This is a genomic window from Phenylobacterium sp. (assembly GCF_035539035.1).
Taxonomy (GTDB): Bacteria; Pseudomonadota; Alphaproteobacteria; order Caulobacterales; family Caulobacteraceae; genus Phenylobacterium.
This window is the reverse complement of sequence record NZ_DATLJI010000016.1, coordinates 1,120,859-1,135,028: the sequence shown is the minus strand read 5'-3', so window position 1 is coordinate 1,135,028 and position 14,170 is coordinate 1,120,859. Positions and strand designations below refer to the sequence as shown.

Below are 14,170 nucleotides of genomic sequence, written 5' to 3'. Positions count from 1 at the left end.
GGTGACGGCGCGGAACGTGGGGCATGGTCCCGCGCCATGCAGAACGAACCTTTCTTTCGAATCGACGGGGACCATTACGTCCCCACCCCCGCCAGCCGCGGGCCGTGGAACCCGAACTCCCTGCACGGGCGGGTGATCATCGGGCTCCTGGGCCACGAGATCGAGCGGCTGTACGGCGGGCCGGACTACATCCCGGGCCGGCTGACGGTGGACATGTACCGGCTGCCGGACCTGTCGCCCGTGGAGGTGACCACGCGCGTCGTGCGCGACGGCTACCGGATCAAGGTGATCGACGCGGAGTTCGTCTCCGGCGGGGTCTCGGCCGGGCGGGCCACCTGCCAGCTCCTGCGGCGCACGGAGCCCACGACCGGCAACGTCTGGAAGCCCGACAACTGGGACGCGCCGAAGCCGGCCGACATCCCGGTCCCGCAGGACCCGCGCATGGGCATGGGCGGCATGTGGGCGATGCGGCCGATCACCGGCGCCTTCGGGACCGTCGGGCCGCGGAAGACCTGGATGAGCGAGGTGCGCGAGCTGGTGGAGGGGCGGGCCCTGACGCCGTTCACCCGGGTGGCGGTGGCCGCCGACTTCGCCAGCCCCTTCGCCAACGCCGGCGACAAGGGGCTGGAGTACATCAACACCGACATCACCGTGTACCTGCACCGGGAGCCCACGACCGAGTGGGTGGGCTTCGAGGTGATCAACCACGGCTCCACCGACGGCGTCGGGATCGGCGAGTGCCTGCTCTACGACGAGGCCGGCCCGATCGGCTCGGCCGCCTGCTGCGCGCTGGCGCAGAAGCGGGCGGCGGGGTAGCAGCCCCATATGCACCCGCCCGTCGCGCGTCCCGAGGTCCTCGCCCTTCGATCGTCCCAGATCCGGGACGTGGCCAATGCGGCGCTCGGGCGGCCCGACGTGCTGCCGTTCTGGTTCGGCGAGGGCGACCTGCCGACGCCGGAGCCGGTCCGGCGCGCGGCGGCCGAGGCCCTGATGTCGGGGCGGACCTACTACACCCACAATCTCGGCCGGCCCGAGCTGCGCGAGGCGCTGTCGGCCTATCTCGGCCGGCTGCACGGCCGGCCGGTGGGCGCCGAGCGGCTGGCGGTCACCTCGGCCGGGGTCAGCGGCCTGATGATCGCCGCCCAGGCGGTGGTGTCGCCCGGCGACCGCGTGGTGGTGACCGGGCCGGTCTGGCCCAATGTGGCGGAGATCCCCCGCATCATGTCGGGCCAGGTGGAGACGCTGGCCGTGCAGGCGGCCCAGGGGCGCTGGCGGCTCGACCTCGACCGGCTGATGGACGCGCTGACGCCCGACACCTGCGCCCTGTTCCTGAACTCGCCGAACAACCCCACCGGCTGGACCCTTCCGGCCGAGGACCGCGCTGCGGTGCTGGAGCGGTGCCGCAAGTACGGGATCTGGCTGATCGCCGACGACGTCTACGAGCGGCTGACCTTCGGCCGCGACCACGCCGCCTCCTTCCTGGAGCTCGCCGAACCCGAGGACCGGGTGATCAGCGTCAACTCCTTCTCCAAGGCCTGGCGGATGACCGGCTGGCGGCTGGGCTGGATGGTGCTGCCGCCGGCGCTGGTGGAGCCGGTGGGCGTGCTGCTGGAGTACAACACCTCCTGCGCGCCCGACTTCGTGCAGCACGCGGCGCTGACGGCCCTGGAGGAAGGGGAGCCGTGGATCGCCGAGCTGCGCGCTGAGCTCTCGGCGGCCAAGGACCAGGTGCTGGGCGGCCTGCGGGCGATCCCGGGGATCGAGGCGCCGGAGCCGGACGGCGGCATGTACGCCTTCTTCCGCATCGAGGGCTGCGAGAATTCGGTGGACCTGGCCCGCACCCTGATCGCCGAGGCGAAGCTGGGCCTCGCGCCGGGCTCGGCCTTCGGGACGGAGGGGGAGGGGTGGCTGCGCTGGTGCTTCGCCGCCCGGCCGGAGAAGAACGCCGAGGGGCTGGCGCGCCTCGCCGCCTACATGAGCCGGTAGGCCACCCAGCCGCAGACGGCCACGAGCTGGACGAAGACGATCAGGCCGAGCCAGGTGCGGAACGGCTCCTTCTTCGTCTTGTGGCGCAGAAGCCGCTGGGCGGCGATGGCTCCCGGAGAGCCGCCGAGGGCGGCCAGCGCCAGGAGGTGGCGCTCGCGGAACCGGCGCTTGCGGCTGCGGGCGTTGCGCTTGTCGGCCGCGAACACGGCCAGCGCGGCCGCATTGATGCCCGCCACGTACGCAAGAACGAACGCCAACATAGGATAAGGCGTAGCGGGCCAGCGCTTAACGAAACGCGACTGAACGGCGTTCAGTATACTGAGATTAGGAAAGAAACCGCCCCGCGCCCCTCCTCTCCCGCTTCGCGGGAAAGGAAGGTCAGTTTGCGGGGGTCTCGGCGGCCGCGGGCGCGGGCGCCTCGGCCGGCGCTTCCTCCTCCAGCGCGTTGACCTTGAAGGCCGTGCCCATGAGCTTGGCGCGGTTCTCGAGGCTGGCGGCGACGGTCTCGCACTTCGCCGGCAGGGCCCAGCTCATCCACATCTGGGCGACGGTGGACTTCTTCACCTCGGGGCCGGCGTTCCAGATGGAGCGGCCCTGGCGCACGGCGGCGGCGCCCTGCTGGTTGATCGGGCGCAGGCTGGCCTTCTCGGCGGCGGTGAGCGCGGCCTGGAAGTCCTTGAGCTTGCCCTGGCCGTACTTCTGCTGGTCGGCGTAGACCTTCATGTCCTCGGCGAGGGTGCGGTTCGGCGGCCGGTAGGCGGACTCGATGCGCCGGACCTCGGGCAGCATCTGGTCGTGCAGGTCGAGGTAGCCGCGCAGCGCGCCATAGCACCAGGCGACGAAGGGATAGTCCTCCTTCGGCGCGCCGGTCGGGTGGGTGTCCGCGGGCGCCTCGGCCGCCGGAGCGGGGGCCGTGGTCACGGTGGCGGCGGCGGGGTCCTGGGCCATCAGGGCCAGAGCAAGAGCAAGCGCGGTCATACCGTCAGTCATCATCCTGAAATTCAGCGATTTTCGGGCGCCGCGCGACCGAACCCTCCGCCCCCCGCGGTTTCGATCTCGATGGCGTCCCCTGGCTTCACTGTAACGGAGAAGCAGCCAGGAAGTTCAGTAACCTCGCCCGAGGCCGCGAGCAAACGCTGCCGGCCGGGCAGGGCGGGCGCGCCGCCGGCCAGGCCCTGGGGGGCGTGCTCACGGCGCGAGGAGAGCAGGGCCGCCTCCATGGGGGCCAGGAAGCGGATGCGGCGCACCGCCCCGTCGCCGCCCCGGTGCGCGCCCGCCCCGCCCGAGCCGTGGCGGATGGCGAAGGCCTCCACGCGGACCGGGAAGCGGCGCTCCAGGATCTCCGGGTCCGTCAGGCGCGAGTTGGTCATGTGGGTGTGGACGGCGCTGGTCCCGTCCGCATCCGCCGTCGCGCCCGCCCCGCCGCAGATGGTCTCGTAGTACTGGCGGGCCTCGTCGCCGAAGGTGAAGTTGTTCATCGAGCCCTGGGCGTTGGCCATGACGCCGAGGGCGGCATAGAGGGCGTCGACCACGTGCTGGCTGGTCTCGACGTTGCCCGCGACCACGGCGGCCGGCGGGTGGGGGGCCAGCATCGAGCCGTCGCGGGTGAGGATCCGGAGCGGCTTCAGGCAGCCGGCGTTCAGCGGGATGTCGTCGTCCACCAGGGTGCGGAAGACGTAGAGCGCCGCGGCGTCGACGATCGCCGAGGGGGCGTTGAAGTTGGAGGGGAGCTGGTCGGCGGAGGCGGTGAAGTCGAGCACCGCCTCGCCGGCGGCCGCGTCCACCGTGGTGCGGACCACGATCTCGCCGCCGCCGTCCATGGGGACACGGGCCCCGCCGTCCGAGAGCCGACCTAGCGCGCGGCGGACCGACTGGGCGGCGTTCTCCTGCACGAAGGTCATGTAGCGCGCCACGGCTTCGGAGCCGTGGGTGCGGATCATCTGGGCGACGGCGGAGGCGCCCGCCTGGCAGGCGGCGATCTGGGCCTTCAGGTCGGCGAGGTTGCGGTCCGGCGCTCGGGCCGGGAAGCGGCCGGCCAGCAGGGCCGCGCGGGTCTCGGCCTCCAGGAAGCGGCCGCCCTGCATGATCGGCAGGGCGTCGAGCAGGACGCCCTCCTCCTCGATGGACCTGGAGAACGGCGGCATGGAGCCGGGCTGGACCCCGCCCACGTCGGCATGGTGGCCGCGGGCGGCGACGTAGAAGGCGGGCCGGGCGTCCGCCTCCGCCATGAACACCGGCATGACGACGGTGATGTCGGGCAGGTGGGTGCCGCCGGCGTAGGGGTTGTTGAGCGCATAGGCCTCGCCGGGCTTCAGCACCGGGTGGCGGTCGCGGACGGCGCGGACGGAGGCGCCCATGGAGCCCAGGTGCACCGGCATGTGCGGGGCGTTGGCCACCAGGCCGCCGTCGGCGTCGAACAGGGCGCAGGAGAAGTCGAGCCGCTCCTTGATGTTCACCGAATGCGCCGTGCGCTCCAGGGCCGCGCCCATGGCCTCGGCCACGCCCATGAAGCGGCGGTTGAACAGCTCCAGGGTGACGGGGTCGGGCCGGTCGAGGGCGATCTGCTGCGCCTGGGCGGTGCGCGTGCGGGTGAGGCGGACGAGGCCGTCGGCGTCGGCGGTGGCGCGCCAGCCGGGCAGGATGGCGATCTGGGTGTCGGGGCGCACGACCAGGGCGGGGCCGTCGATGGCGGTGAGGGTGTCGGCCGGAACGACCGGGGCCTCGTGCCACTGGCCCGCTGCGAACATCTTCACCCGCTCATCCCCGCGGAAGCGGGGACCCAGGTGTTTTGATTGTCGCGGAGCTTCAGGCGGCGCGGATTGGCCCAGCTGTCCCGAACGGAAGAAGCCTGGGTCCCCGCTTTCGCGGGGATGAGCGGTAGAGGTGGCCTCGGCCTCCACGGCGGCGATGAGGATGGGGCGGTCGGGTTCGGTGAAGCCGAAGAGGCGGTGGTGGGCCTGTTCGAACTGGGCTTTGGCGGACCCGAGGTCGCCGGCCTCGACCGGCAGCTCGGCGTCGGCGCCGTCGTAGCGCAGGCGCAGCGTCCGGCGGACCGAACCGGCCTCAGCGCCCTGCTCGGCGAGCGCCCGGCGGGCCTCGGCCTCGGTCTCGTCGAGGAGGGCGGTGGCGGCGGCGAGGCCCTCGGCCGCGAGCGGCCGGTCGAGCCCGGCCTGGCGCAGGGCGGTGACCTCGGCCTGGCCGATGCCCCAGGCGGAGAGCACCGAGCCGTACTTCGGGCACAGCACCTGGGTGACGCCGAGCGCCTCGGCGGTCTGGCAGGCCACCTGGCCGGCGGCGCCGCCGAAGGCGGTGAGCGCGTGCTCGCGCGGGTCGAAGCCGCGCTCGGTGGAGATCCGGCGCACGGCCTGGGCCATCTGCTCGACGCCGACGGCGACGAAGCCCTCGGCGGCGGCCTCGACGCTTTCGGCGCCCATGGCCTGCGCCAGCTCGGCGAGGCGGGCGCGGGCGGCGTCGGGATCGAGCGGCGCGTCGCCGGCGGGGCCGAACACCTTCGGGAAGAACTGCGGGTCGAGGCGGCCCAGCACCAGGTTGGCGTCGGTGACGGCCGGTGGGCCGCCGCGGCCGTAGCAGGCGGGGCCGGGCTGGGCGCCGGCGCTGGCCGGGCCGGCGCGGGCGCGCATGCCGTCGAAGGTCAGCACCGAGCCGCCGCCGGCCGCCACCGTCTCCACGTCCAGCATGGGCGTGCGCAGGCGCGCGCCGGCCACCCGGGCGGTGTCGCGCCGCTCCAGCCGGCCGGCGTAGCGGCAGACGTCGGTGGAGGTGCCGCCCATGTCGAAGCCGAGCACGGCGTCGCAGCCCGCCTGCGCGGCGGTGCGGGCGACGCCCACCACGCCCCCGGCGGGCCCGGAGAGCACCGCGTCGCGGCCGCGGAAGGCCTCGGCGCGCACAAGCCCCCCCGCCGAGGTCATGAAGTAGAGCGGCGCGCCGGCCACGGCGTCGGCCACCCGGCGGACATAGGCCTGCAGGATCGGGGTGAGGTAGGCGTCGGCGACGGTGGTCTCGGCGCGGGGGACGAAGCGGGGCAGGGGCGAGACCTCGTGGCTCAGCGCCACGAAGGGAAAGCCCGCCTCGCGCGCCAGCTCGCCAGCGGCGATCTCGTGGCCGGGGTCGAGGTCGGAATGCAGGAAGGCGACCGCGCAGGACGTGTAGCCCTCGGCGACCGCGGCGCGGAGCTTGCCGCCCAGGGCCTCGCGGTCCAGGGGGCGGACGACGGCGCCGTCGGCGGCCAGGCGCTCGCCGGCCTCGACCACGCCCGAGTAGAGCGGCTCGGGCCGGCGGATGACCAGGGCGAAGAGCTCGGGGCGGGACTGGTCGCCGATCATCAGGGCGTCGGCGAAGCCCTCGGTGGTGACCAGGAGGGTCTTGGCGCCGGCCCGCTCGAGCAGGGCGTTGGTGGCCACCGTGGTGCCCATCTTGATGGCGTCGACCCGGGCGGCGGGGAAGGGCTCGCCGGGGGCCACCTCCAGGAGGCGGCGCATCCCTTCCACCGCCGCGTCCGTATAGGCGGGGGAGGCGGAGAGGAGCTTGGCGGAGATCTCGAGACCATCGGAGGCCCGGCCGATCACGTCGGTGAAGGTGCCGCCGCGATCGATCCAGAAACTCCACCGCCTGTCCAAAACTTAACGTCCCGATGAATTGTCATGGCGGCGCCATGGTCTTAAGGCTGGACTTACTCCGATGAGCTTCTGGCGTAAAATCGCGGGGCTGGCGGTCCGCAACCTCGACGAGGCGGAATGCGCCGAATGCCCGCCCGGCCTGCCCGGCGAGGACCCGGCCTTCTCCACGGCCGTGACGGCGCTTGGGGCCAAGCTCGCCAAGGCCGACGGCGACGCGCACGCCGACGAATATTCCGCCTTCGCCCAGGTGTTCCAGCCGGAGGACGGCAGCCAGGGCAATGTGCGCCGGCTCTACCAGCTGGCCCGCCAGACCACCCGCGGCTTCGAGAGCTACGCGCGGCGGCTCGCCAAGCGCTACCGCCACTGCCCGCAGATCCTCGAGGACGTGCTGGACGGCCTGTTCTACGTGGCGACGTCCGACGGGGCGGTGACGGCCGACGAGCTCACCTACCTGGAGCGGGTGTCGGAGCTGTTCGGCCAGAGCCCGCTCACCTTCCGGCGGATCAAGGCGGTCCACCTGGGCGCGGAGAAGGACGATCCCTACGCCGTGCTGGGCATCGCCCACGACGCCACCGACGAGGCGGTGCGGTCCGCCTGGCGGGCGCAGCTCTCCGAGGCCCACCCGGACCGGGCCCGCGGCCGCGGCCTGCCCAGCGAGTTCATCGAGGTCGCCGAGGCCAAGGCCGCGGCGATCAACGCCGCCTTCGACGCCATCATGCGCGAGCGCCGCGCCTGGGCGCTCGAGGGCGTCGCATGATGCCCAATTCGGGGCCTTAACCCTCATAGATTGTTGACGAGGGGGACCCGCGGGCCGACATAGTTGGTTCAAGCCCTGCCCGAGGGCCCGACCCGAGGGCGCAAGTGAGGACGCCATGGTGAAAGACTTCGCCGCCCGGCACGGATCCGCCCTCCGCAGCTTCGCTGTGCTGGGCGCCAGCCTCGCCACCGCCGCCGCGGTGGTCGTCGGCGTCGTGCTCGCGGTGTTCTTCGCCGCCACCGTGGTGGTGATCGCGCTGATGGCCTCGGCGCTGCTCGCCTTCGCCGGCCTCGCCATGCGCGCCCGCCGCACCGCCCGCGCCCGCCAGCGCGCCGACGGCGTCATCGAAGCCCGCCACCTCGGCGGCCACCACTGGGTCGCCTACGGCTGGAACGAGCGCAGCTAGCCTAAGTTCTCGCATTGTTCTCATCAACGGCAAGGCGTAGCCTGCCGTCTGGATGAACCACGAAAGTCACGAAAGACACGAAAAGCTCCTCTATCCCGACGAGGTGTTCGGGATCCAAGGCGCTGTCTTCGCCGTGTACGCCACGCTGGGCGCGGGCTTCCTGGAAGGTGTCTATCAGGAGTGCCTGGCGATCGAGTTCGAGGCGCGCGGCATTCCCTTCGCTGCGCTGCACTCCTTGCCGCTGAGCTATCGCGGACGGCCGCTGCGCCACAGCTACGTTGCAGACTTCGTGTGCTTTGACCGGATCATCCTGGAGCTCAAGGCCGTGCGCGAGATCGCGCCCGAGCATCGGGCGCAGACACTCAACTACCTGAAGGCCAGTGGGCTCAGGCTGGGCCTCCTGGTGAACTTCGGCGCCCTTCCGAAGGTGAAGATCGAGCGCTTCGCGCTCTGAGCTTTCGTGCCTTTCGTGCCTTTCGTGGTTCCCTTCCCTAGGGACGCGCTTGCCGCTGCGGGGCGGGGCCACTACCGTCGCGGCTTCAAACAAACGTTGGGAGGACGGCATGACCATCGGGGTGATCGCGACGCTGAAGATCCAGGACGGCAAGGCGCAGGAGTTCGAAGCCTTCTTCGGGGAGCTGCAGCAGCAGGTCCGGGCCAACGAGCCGGGCAACCTCGCCTACCAGCTGACCAAGAGCCGGACCGAGCCCAACACCTACAAGGTGCTCGAGCTCTACGCGGACGAGGACGCCCTGAAGCACCACGGCGGCACCCCCTACTTCAAGGCCGCCGGCCCGAAGTTCATGGGCGTGCTGGCGGGCGCGCCGAACGTCGAATACCTCGACGGCGTGGGGTGATGGACCATGGCCATGGACCTCGAATTCACCGCTGAGGACCTCGCGTTCCGGGACGAGGTCCGGGCCTTCATCGCCGAGGCCTTCGACGACGACATGCGCGCGCGCATGGCCCAGTCGAAGAACGGCCACATCAACAAGGACGGCCAGGTCCGCTGGCTGAAGCGGCTGCACGAGAAGGGCTGGATCGCGCCCGACTGGCCGGTGGAGTACGGCGGCACCGGCTGGAGCCTCGGCAAGAAGTACGTCTTCGACATGGAGATGGCGCTGGCCGGCGCGCCCTCGACCTCGAACATGGGCCTGCGCATGTGCGCGCCCGTGGTGATGGCCTTCGGCACGCCGGAGCAGAAGGCCCAGCACCTGCCGAAGATCCTCTCCACCGACGTCTGGTGGTGCCAGGGCTATTCCGAGCCCGGCTCGGGCTCGGACCTCGCCTCCCTGGCCCTGAAGGCCGAGCGGGACGGGGACCACTATGTCCTCAACGGCTCGAAGACCTGGACCACCTACGCCCAGTGGGCCGACTGGATGTTCTGCCTGGTCCGGACCTCCAACGAGGCGATCCGGCAGCAGGGCATCTCCTTCCTGCTGCTCGACATGAAGACGCCGGGCATCCAGATCGTGCCGATCCCGACCCTGGACGGCCCGCCGGAGGGCGACCAGGAGATCAACCAGGTCTTCTTCGACAACGTCCGCGTGCCCGTGGCCAACCGGATCGGCGAGGAAGGCCAGGGCTGGACCTACGCCAAGTACCTGCTGCAGTTCGAGCGCGGCAACGCCTATGCGCCGGGCCTCTCCAACATGCTCAACAAGGTCAAGAAGATCGCCTCGGTCGAGCAGAACGGGCGCGGCGGGCGGATGCTGGACGACCCGGACTTCCGGCGGAAGCTGGCCGAGATCGAGATCAAGATGGGCACGCTGAACGCCACGGAGCTGCGGGTGTTCGCCGGCCGGGCCAACGGCGAGGCCATGGGGGCGGTGTCCTCGATGCTGAAGCTGGAAGGCAGCCAGATGCAGCAGGCGATGACCGAGCTCGCGCTGGAGGCGGCGGGGATCTACGCCCAGCCGTTCGTGCGCGACACCTGGGCCGAGCTCGACGGGCGGACCAACGAAGCCCGCGCCGGCCCCGACTATGCGGCCACCGTGGCGCCCATGTACTTCAACTACCGCAAGACCTCGATCTACGCCGGGTCCAACGAGATCCAGCACAACATCATGGCCAAGATGGTGCTGGGCCTCTGAGGCGACGCGACGCCGGGCCTCACCCGCTTGGGGAAGGTTCTGGAAAGGAATTCGGATAGGGTAGGGCCGTTTCCACCGCGGGGGCGGCCTTGCCTATCACGACGCAGCAGATCATCTCGTCCCTCGTCGAACCCGGCGAATGGGTCGGCTCGACGATCACCTTCAGCATCCCGGGCCTGGCCAGCCTCTGGCCGGGCTACTCGGCGGGCGAAGAGCAGGACAACGCCGGCTACGGCGCGCTGAACGCGCTCCAGGCGCAGGCCTTCCGCACCGCCATCGCCGCCTGGGACCGCCTGATCGCCCCAGGCTTCGCCGAGACGAACGACCAGCAGTCACCGGGGCAGATCCGGGTCGCCTTCACCGACGTGGACGACTTCACCGAGGGCGCGGTGGCCTATGCCTATGGCGCGCCCACCGTCGGCACGGGACCGACCTGGGCGGGCGACATCTGGCTGGACGATTCCACCAAGCCGAGCGCCTTTTCGCCGACCACGGACGATTTCCACACGCTGATCCACGAGCTCGGCCACGCCCTGGGCCTGAAGCACCCGTTCGAAGGGGCCACCACCCTCCCGGCGGAGTACGACAACCAGCGCTACACGATCATGTCGTACGACGACGCCGGCGACGCCTACCTCAAGACCGTCTCGGCGACGGCCGGCGGCATCGAGTGGCGAGGGGCGCTGGTCATGCCGTCGACGCCCATGCTGTTCGACATCATCGCCATCCAGGCCAAGTACGGCGCCGACCTGGCCGCAGCGCCGGGCGACAGCGTCTACAGCTGGTCGCAGGCCAACGCGATCTTCGAGACGGTCTACGACACCGGCGGGATCGACACCTTCGACCTGTCGGCGCACAGCCGCGCCTCGATCGTCAACCTGACGCCGGGCGAGTTCTCCAGCATCGCCTACTGGTCCGGCCAGGCGCAGGCGGCCTACTGGACCGGCGTCTACGGGGCGGGATACGCGAGCTTCCTCAACCAGGCCTTCGGGGCGGCGGACACCTACACCTGGAGCCGCAACGTGGCGATCGCGACCACCACGGTGATCGAGAACGTCATCGCCGGGTCGGGCTCGGACACCATCACCGGCAACAGCGCGGCCAACAGCGTGTTCGGACGGCTCGGGAACGATTCCATCGGCGGCGGCGACGGGCAGGACTTCCTGCGCGGCGACGAGGGGAACGACAGCCTCACCGGCGGCGGAGCCTTCGACGACATCCACGGCAACATGGGCGACGACGCGGCCTGGGGCGGCGACGGCGACGACTGGGTCGTGGGCGGCAAGGACAACGACCGGCTGTTCGGCGAGACCGGCGGCGACATCGTCTACGGCAATCTGGGGAATGACACCCTGGACGGCGGCGAGGGCGCGGACGTGGTGCGCGGCGGCCAGGGCGACGACACCCTGACGGGCGGGGCCTCGGACGACTGGATGGCCGGGGACCGCGGGAACGACACCCTGAGCGGCGGCGCGGGCGCGGACATCTTCCACAGCCACGCCGACGCCGGGATCGACCGGATCCTCGACTTCAGCCGCGCCGAGGGCGACCGCATCAACCTCCTGCCCGGCACCACCTACAGCGTGGCCCAGAGTGGCGCCGACGTGGTGGTGACCATGGGCGGCGCCGGCCAGGTGGTGCTGGTGGGCGTCCAGCTCTCCTCCCTGACCGGCGACTGGCTGTTCGGGGCCTGAGGCTCCCTAGCCGCGCAGCGGCTTCAGGATGATCTCCACCCGGCGGTTCTGGGCGCGGCCGGCGTCGGTGTCGTTGGAGGCCTTGGGCTGGCTCTCGCCGCGGCCGGCGATGTACAGCCGCTCGCGCATCACGCCGCGGTCGGTCAGGTAGGTGGCGACCGAGGAGGCCCGGCGCTCCGAGAGGCCCTGGTTGTATTCGTCGGACCCGGTGGAGTCGGCGTGGCCGATCACGTCCACGGTGGTGGAGGGATAGTCGCGCAGGGTGCGGGCGATGCGCTCGAGCGGATCGCGCATCTCCGGCCGGATGTCGGCCCGGTCGTAGGCGAAGGTGATGTCGCCCGGCACGTTCAGGACGATGTCGTCGCCCTGGCGGGTGACGTCGACGCCGGAGCCGCGGAGCTGCTCGCGCAGCTGGGCCTGCTGGCGGTCCATGTAGTGGCCGACGGCCGCGCCGCCGAGGGCGCCGACGCCGGCCCCGATCAGGGCGTTCTGGCGGCCTTCCTCGCTCTTGTTGGTGTTGGTCGCGTAGCCGAGGCCGGCGCCCGCGAGCGCCCCCAGGATGGCGCCGGTGGCGCGGTTGTCGCGCACGCGCTCGCCCGTGTAGGGGTCGGTGGTGGTGCAGGCCGCGAGCGCCGCCGCGGCGCCGAACAGCACGAGTTTCTTCAGCATCTTACCTCTCCGGTTCCGGAAGACCGCCCCCAGTCGTTCCGGCGCAAACGTGCGCCCGCGGCGCGGGGTTGCCATTGTGGGAAATCAAGCGGCGCCATTGTGGCGCCGCCCGATCACGCCCGGAGGGGCTATTTCGAGAGCTGGCCGCGCACCGCGCCGGGCGGGAACTCGGCGTTGTGGACGTTGACGTAGTAGCCGGCCGGGTTCTGCAGGATGTCCTTCACGACGTCCGCCGAGGCGGTGGCGCAGCCGGAGCTCTTGCCGTCGGCGCCGGGGGCGGTCAGCGGCACCACGGGCGGGCCGGCGGCGTCGGGGCCGGCCTTGTGGATGTGGGCGGCGGTGGCCGCGCCGATCTTCTCGACCATCAGCTCCCAGCAGACCTGCGACTGGCCGACGTTGACGCGGAAGGTGGCGTGGCCGGAGCCGTCGGGGTCGCCGGGGTTCGGCTTCTCGGCCGCGCCGGTCATGTGGGCGCTGAGCGGGCGGCCGCCGTCCTGCGCCTGGGCGGGCAGGGCGACGAGGGCGAGGGCCAAGGCGGCGGCGCCGAGTGGGGCGTAGGTCATGGTGTGTCTCCTCCGGTCCCCCGACCTGAGCGGTGCGACTGAAACCCTGCCGGGCGACTGCGTCAATTGCGCGTCGGGATCACCACGGGCAGGCGCTCGTAGCCCTTCACGAAAGAGGAGAGGACCCGGCGCGGCGGACCCACCACCTCGATCTTCGGGAAGCGGGCGAGGATCTCCTCCCAGATGATCTTCAGCTGCAGCTCGGCCAGCCGGTTGCCCACGCAGCGGTGGATGCCGAAGCCGAAGGAGAGGTGCTGGCGCACCCTGGGGCGCTCGATCCAGTAGTCGTTGGGCCGCTCGATGACCTCCTCGTCGCGGTTGCCCGAGACGTACCACATGGCGACCTTGTCGCCCTGGCGGATGGTCTTGCCGCCGAGCTCGAAGTCGCGCAGCGCGGTGCGGCGCATGTAGGCGAGCGGCGTCTGCCAGCGGATGGTCTCGGAGACCATGGACGGGATCAGGCTGTGGTCCTCGCGCAGGCGGCGGTCCTGGTCCGGGTTCTGGTGCAGGGCCAGCACCGAGCCGGTGATGGTGTTGCGGGTGGTGTCATTGCCGCCGACGATCAGCAGGATCAGGTTCCCGAGATACTCCATGCGGTCCATGTTCCGCGTGGACTCGCCGTGGGCGAGCATGGAGATCAGGTCGGGCTTCGGCTCGGCGTTCACCCGCTCGTTCCACAGCCGCATGAAGTAGTCGACGCACTCGAACAGCTCGGCGCGGCGCTCCTGCTCGGCGATGTCGGGATCGGTGGAGCTGAACAGGCCGGAGTCCGGCGAGGCGGTGGCCACGTCCGACCAGCGGGTGAGCTTGCGCCGGTCCTCCCAGGGAAAGTCGAACAGGGTGGCGAGCGTCATGGTGGTGAGCTCGATGGAGACCTTGTCCACCCAGTCGAACTCCTCGCCGATCGGGCAGTCGTCGAGGATCTTCGCCGCCCGCTCGCGGATGATCGGCTCCAGCCGGGCGAGGTTCGGGCCGGCGACGATCGGGCTCACGGTCTTCCGCTGCACGTCGTGCTTGGGCGGGTCCATGGCGATGAACATCGGCAGGGTGAAGTCCTCCGCCGGGTCCGGGAGGACGATGGTGGGCTCCGACGAGAAGACCTCGTGGTTGGTGTCCACCGCCATGATGTCGTTGTACTTGGTGACCGACCAGTAGGGGCCGACGTCCTCGAAACCGGACTCCGCCCAGTGGACCGGGTCCTCCTTCCGCAGCCGCTCGAAGTAGGGCCACATGGTGTCGGTGCGGAAGAGCTCCGGGTCGGCCGGATTGATCTGGTCGAGCGGCATCGAATAGGCCGCTTCCCGCGCCGCGCGCTTCACGTCGATGGAGCCGTCGTCCATGGCTGGTCCTCCCCGTGGCGGTCCG

14 protein-coding genes are annotated in these 14,170 nt (G+C 71.2%); 8 read left to right on the top strand and 6 right to left on the bottom strand.

Features of this window, described 5'->3' with window-relative positions:
• Nucleotides 1-36 precede the first annotated feature (36 nt).
• Both VM685_RS19500 and VM685_RS19495 read left to right on the top strand, forming a co-directional pair.
• Nucleotides 37-816, top strand: coding sequence for an acyl-CoA thioesterase domain-containing protein (locus VM685_RS19500; RefSeq protein WP_325461841.1), 780 nt, complete (start codon nucleotides 37-39; stop codon nucleotides 814-816).
• 9 nt (nucleotides 817-825) lie between these two features.
• Nucleotides 826-1,986 (top strand): pyridoxal phosphate-dependent aminotransferase, encoded by a 1,161-nt coding sequence (locus VM685_RS19495; protein WP_325461840.1) that lies wholly within the window; start codon nucleotides 826-828, stop codon nucleotides 1,984-1,986.
• Here the strand turns inward: VM685_RS19495 and VM685_RS19490 are convergent.
• From VM685_RS19490 to VM685_RS19480, 3 genes are all read right to left on the bottom strand, one after another.
• Nucleotides 1,971-2,222 (bottom strand): DUF1294 domain-containing protein, encoded by a 252-nt coding sequence (locus VM685_RS19490; RefSeq protein WP_325461839.1) that lies wholly within the window; start codon nucleotides 2,220-2,222, stop codon nucleotides 1,971-1,973. The genes VM685_RS19495 and VM685_RS19490 overlap by 16 nt on opposite strands.
• Before the next feature lie 142 nt (nucleotides 2,223-2,364).
• Nucleotides 2,365-2,964, bottom strand: coding sequence for a hypothetical protein (locus VM685_RS19485; protein WP_325461838.1), 600 nt, complete (start codon nucleotides 2,962-2,964; stop codon nucleotides 2,365-2,367).
• A 23-nt stretch (nucleotides 2,965-2,987) separates the two neighbouring features.
• Complete coding sequence (locus VM685_RS19480) at nucleotides 2,988-6,623, bottom strand: hydantoinase B/oxoprolinase family protein (protein WP_325461837.1); 3,636 nt, start codon at nucleotides 6,621-6,623, stop codon at nucleotides 2,988-2,990.
• A gap of 61 nt (nucleotides 6,624-6,684) precedes the next feature.
• Here VM685_RS19480 and VM685_RS19475 point away from each other — a divergent pair, with 61 nt between their 5' ends.
• The 6 genes from VM685_RS19475 (at nucleotide 6,685) to VM685_RS19450 (ending at nucleotide 11,573) form a co-directional block, all read left to right on the top strand.
• Entirely contained in the window at nucleotides 6,685-7,380 is a 696-nt protein-coding gene (locus VM685_RS19475) for a TerB family tellurite resistance protein (protein WP_325461836.1), read from the top strand.
• Nucleotides 7,381-7,495: 115 nt separating this feature from the next.
• Nucleotides 7,496-7,786 (top strand): hypothetical protein, encoded by a 291-nt coding sequence (locus tag VM685_RS19470; protein ID WP_325461835.1) that lies wholly within the window; start codon nucleotides 7,496-7,498, stop codon nucleotides 7,784-7,786.
• Between the two features lie 52 nt (nucleotides 7,787-7,838).
• The gene (locus VM685_RS19465) at nucleotides 7,839-8,240 is read left to right on the top strand and encodes a GxxExxY protein (protein ID WP_325461834.1); all 402 of its coding nucleotides are present in this window, start codon (nucleotides 7,839-7,841) and stop codon (nucleotides 8,238-8,240) included.
• A 109-nt stretch (nucleotides 8,241-8,349) separates the two neighbouring features.
• Entirely contained in the window at nucleotides 8,350-8,643 is a 294-nt protein-coding gene (locus tag VM685_RS19460) for a putative quinol monooxygenase (protein ID WP_325461833.1), read from the top strand.
• A 12-nt stretch (nucleotides 8,644-8,655) separates the two neighbouring features.
• Complete coding sequence (locus tag VM685_RS19455; RefSeq protein ID WP_325462049.1) at nucleotides 8,656-9,879, top strand: acyl-CoA dehydrogenase family protein; 1,224 nt, start codon at nucleotides 8,656-8,658, stop codon at nucleotides 9,877-9,879.
• A gap of 89 nt (nucleotides 9,880-9,968) precedes the next feature.
• Complete coding sequence (locus VM685_RS19450; RefSeq protein WP_325461832.1) at nucleotides 9,969-11,573, top strand: M10 family metallopeptidase; 1,605 nt, start codon at nucleotides 9,969-9,971, stop codon at nucleotides 11,571-11,573.
• 6 nt (nucleotides 11,574-11,579) lie between these two features.
• Here the strand turns inward: VM685_RS19450 and VM685_RS19445 are convergent, their stop codons facing one another.
• The 3 genes from VM685_RS19445 to VM685_RS19435 all read right to left on the bottom strand — a co-directional run bounded on the left by VM685_RS19445 (nucleotide 11,580) and on the right by VM685_RS19435 (nucleotide 14,145).
• Nucleotides 11,580-12,242, bottom strand: coding sequence for an OmpA family protein (locus VM685_RS19445; RefSeq protein WP_325461831.1), 663 nt, complete (start codon nucleotides 12,240-12,242; stop codon nucleotides 11,580-11,582).
• Between the two features lie 128 nt (nucleotides 12,243-12,370).
• A complete protein-coding gene (locus tag VM685_RS19440) occupies nucleotides 12,371-12,805 on the bottom strand; it encodes a CHRD domain-containing protein (RefSeq protein WP_325461830.1) in 435 nt (144 codons plus the stop codon).
• Nucleotides 12,806-12,867: 62 nt separating this feature from the next.
• Nucleotides 12,868-14,145 (bottom strand): cytochrome P450, encoded by a 1,278-nt coding sequence (locus tag VM685_RS19435; protein WP_325461829.1) that lies wholly within the window; start codon nucleotides 14,143-14,145, stop codon nucleotides 12,868-12,870.
• Nucleotides 14,146-14,170: the final 25 nt, after the last annotated feature.

Coding starts and splice junctions, on each gene's coding strand:
- VM685_RS19500 (WP_325461841.1), top strand. CDS start 37: ATGCAGAACGAACCTTTCTTTCGAATCGACGGGGACCATTACGTCCCC.
- VM685_RS19495 (WP_325461840.1), top strand. CDS start 826: ATGCACCCGCCCGTCGCGCGTCCCGAGGTCCTCGCCCTTCGATCGTCC.
- VM685_RS19485 (WP_325461838.1), bottom strand. CDS start 2,964: ATGACCGCGCTTGCTCTTGCTCTGGCCCTGATGGCCCAGGACCCCGCC.
- VM685_RS19475 (WP_325461836.1), top strand. CDS start 6,685: ATGAGCTTCTGGCGTAAAATCGCGGGGCTGGCGGTCCGCAACCTCGAC.
- VM685_RS19470 (WP_325461835.1), top strand. CDS start 7,496: ATGGTGAAAGACTTCGCCGCCCGGCACGGATCCGCCCTCCGCAGCTTC.
- VM685_RS19465 (WP_325461834.1), top strand. CDS start 7,839: ATGAACCACGAAAGTCACGAAAGACACGAAAAGCTCCTCTATCCCGAC.
- VM685_RS19460 (WP_325461833.1), top strand. CDS start 8,350: ATGACCATCGGGGTGATCGCGACGCTGAAGATCCAGGACGGCAAGGCG.
- VM685_RS19455 (WP_325462049.1), top strand. CDS start 8,656: ATGGACCTCGAATTCACCGCTGAGGACCTCGCGTTCCGGGACGAGGTC.
- VM685_RS19445 (WP_325461831.1), bottom strand. CDS start 12,242: ATGCTGAAGAAACTCGTGCTGTTCGGCGCCGCGGCGGCGCTCGCGGCC.
- VM685_RS19440 (WP_325461830.1), bottom strand. CDS start 12,805: ATGACCTACGCCCCACTCGGCGCCGCCGCCTTGGCCCTCGCCCTCGTC.
- VM685_RS19435 (WP_325461829.1), bottom strand. CDS start 14,145: ATGGACGACGGCTCCATCGACGTGAAGCGCGCGGCGCGGGAAGCGGCC.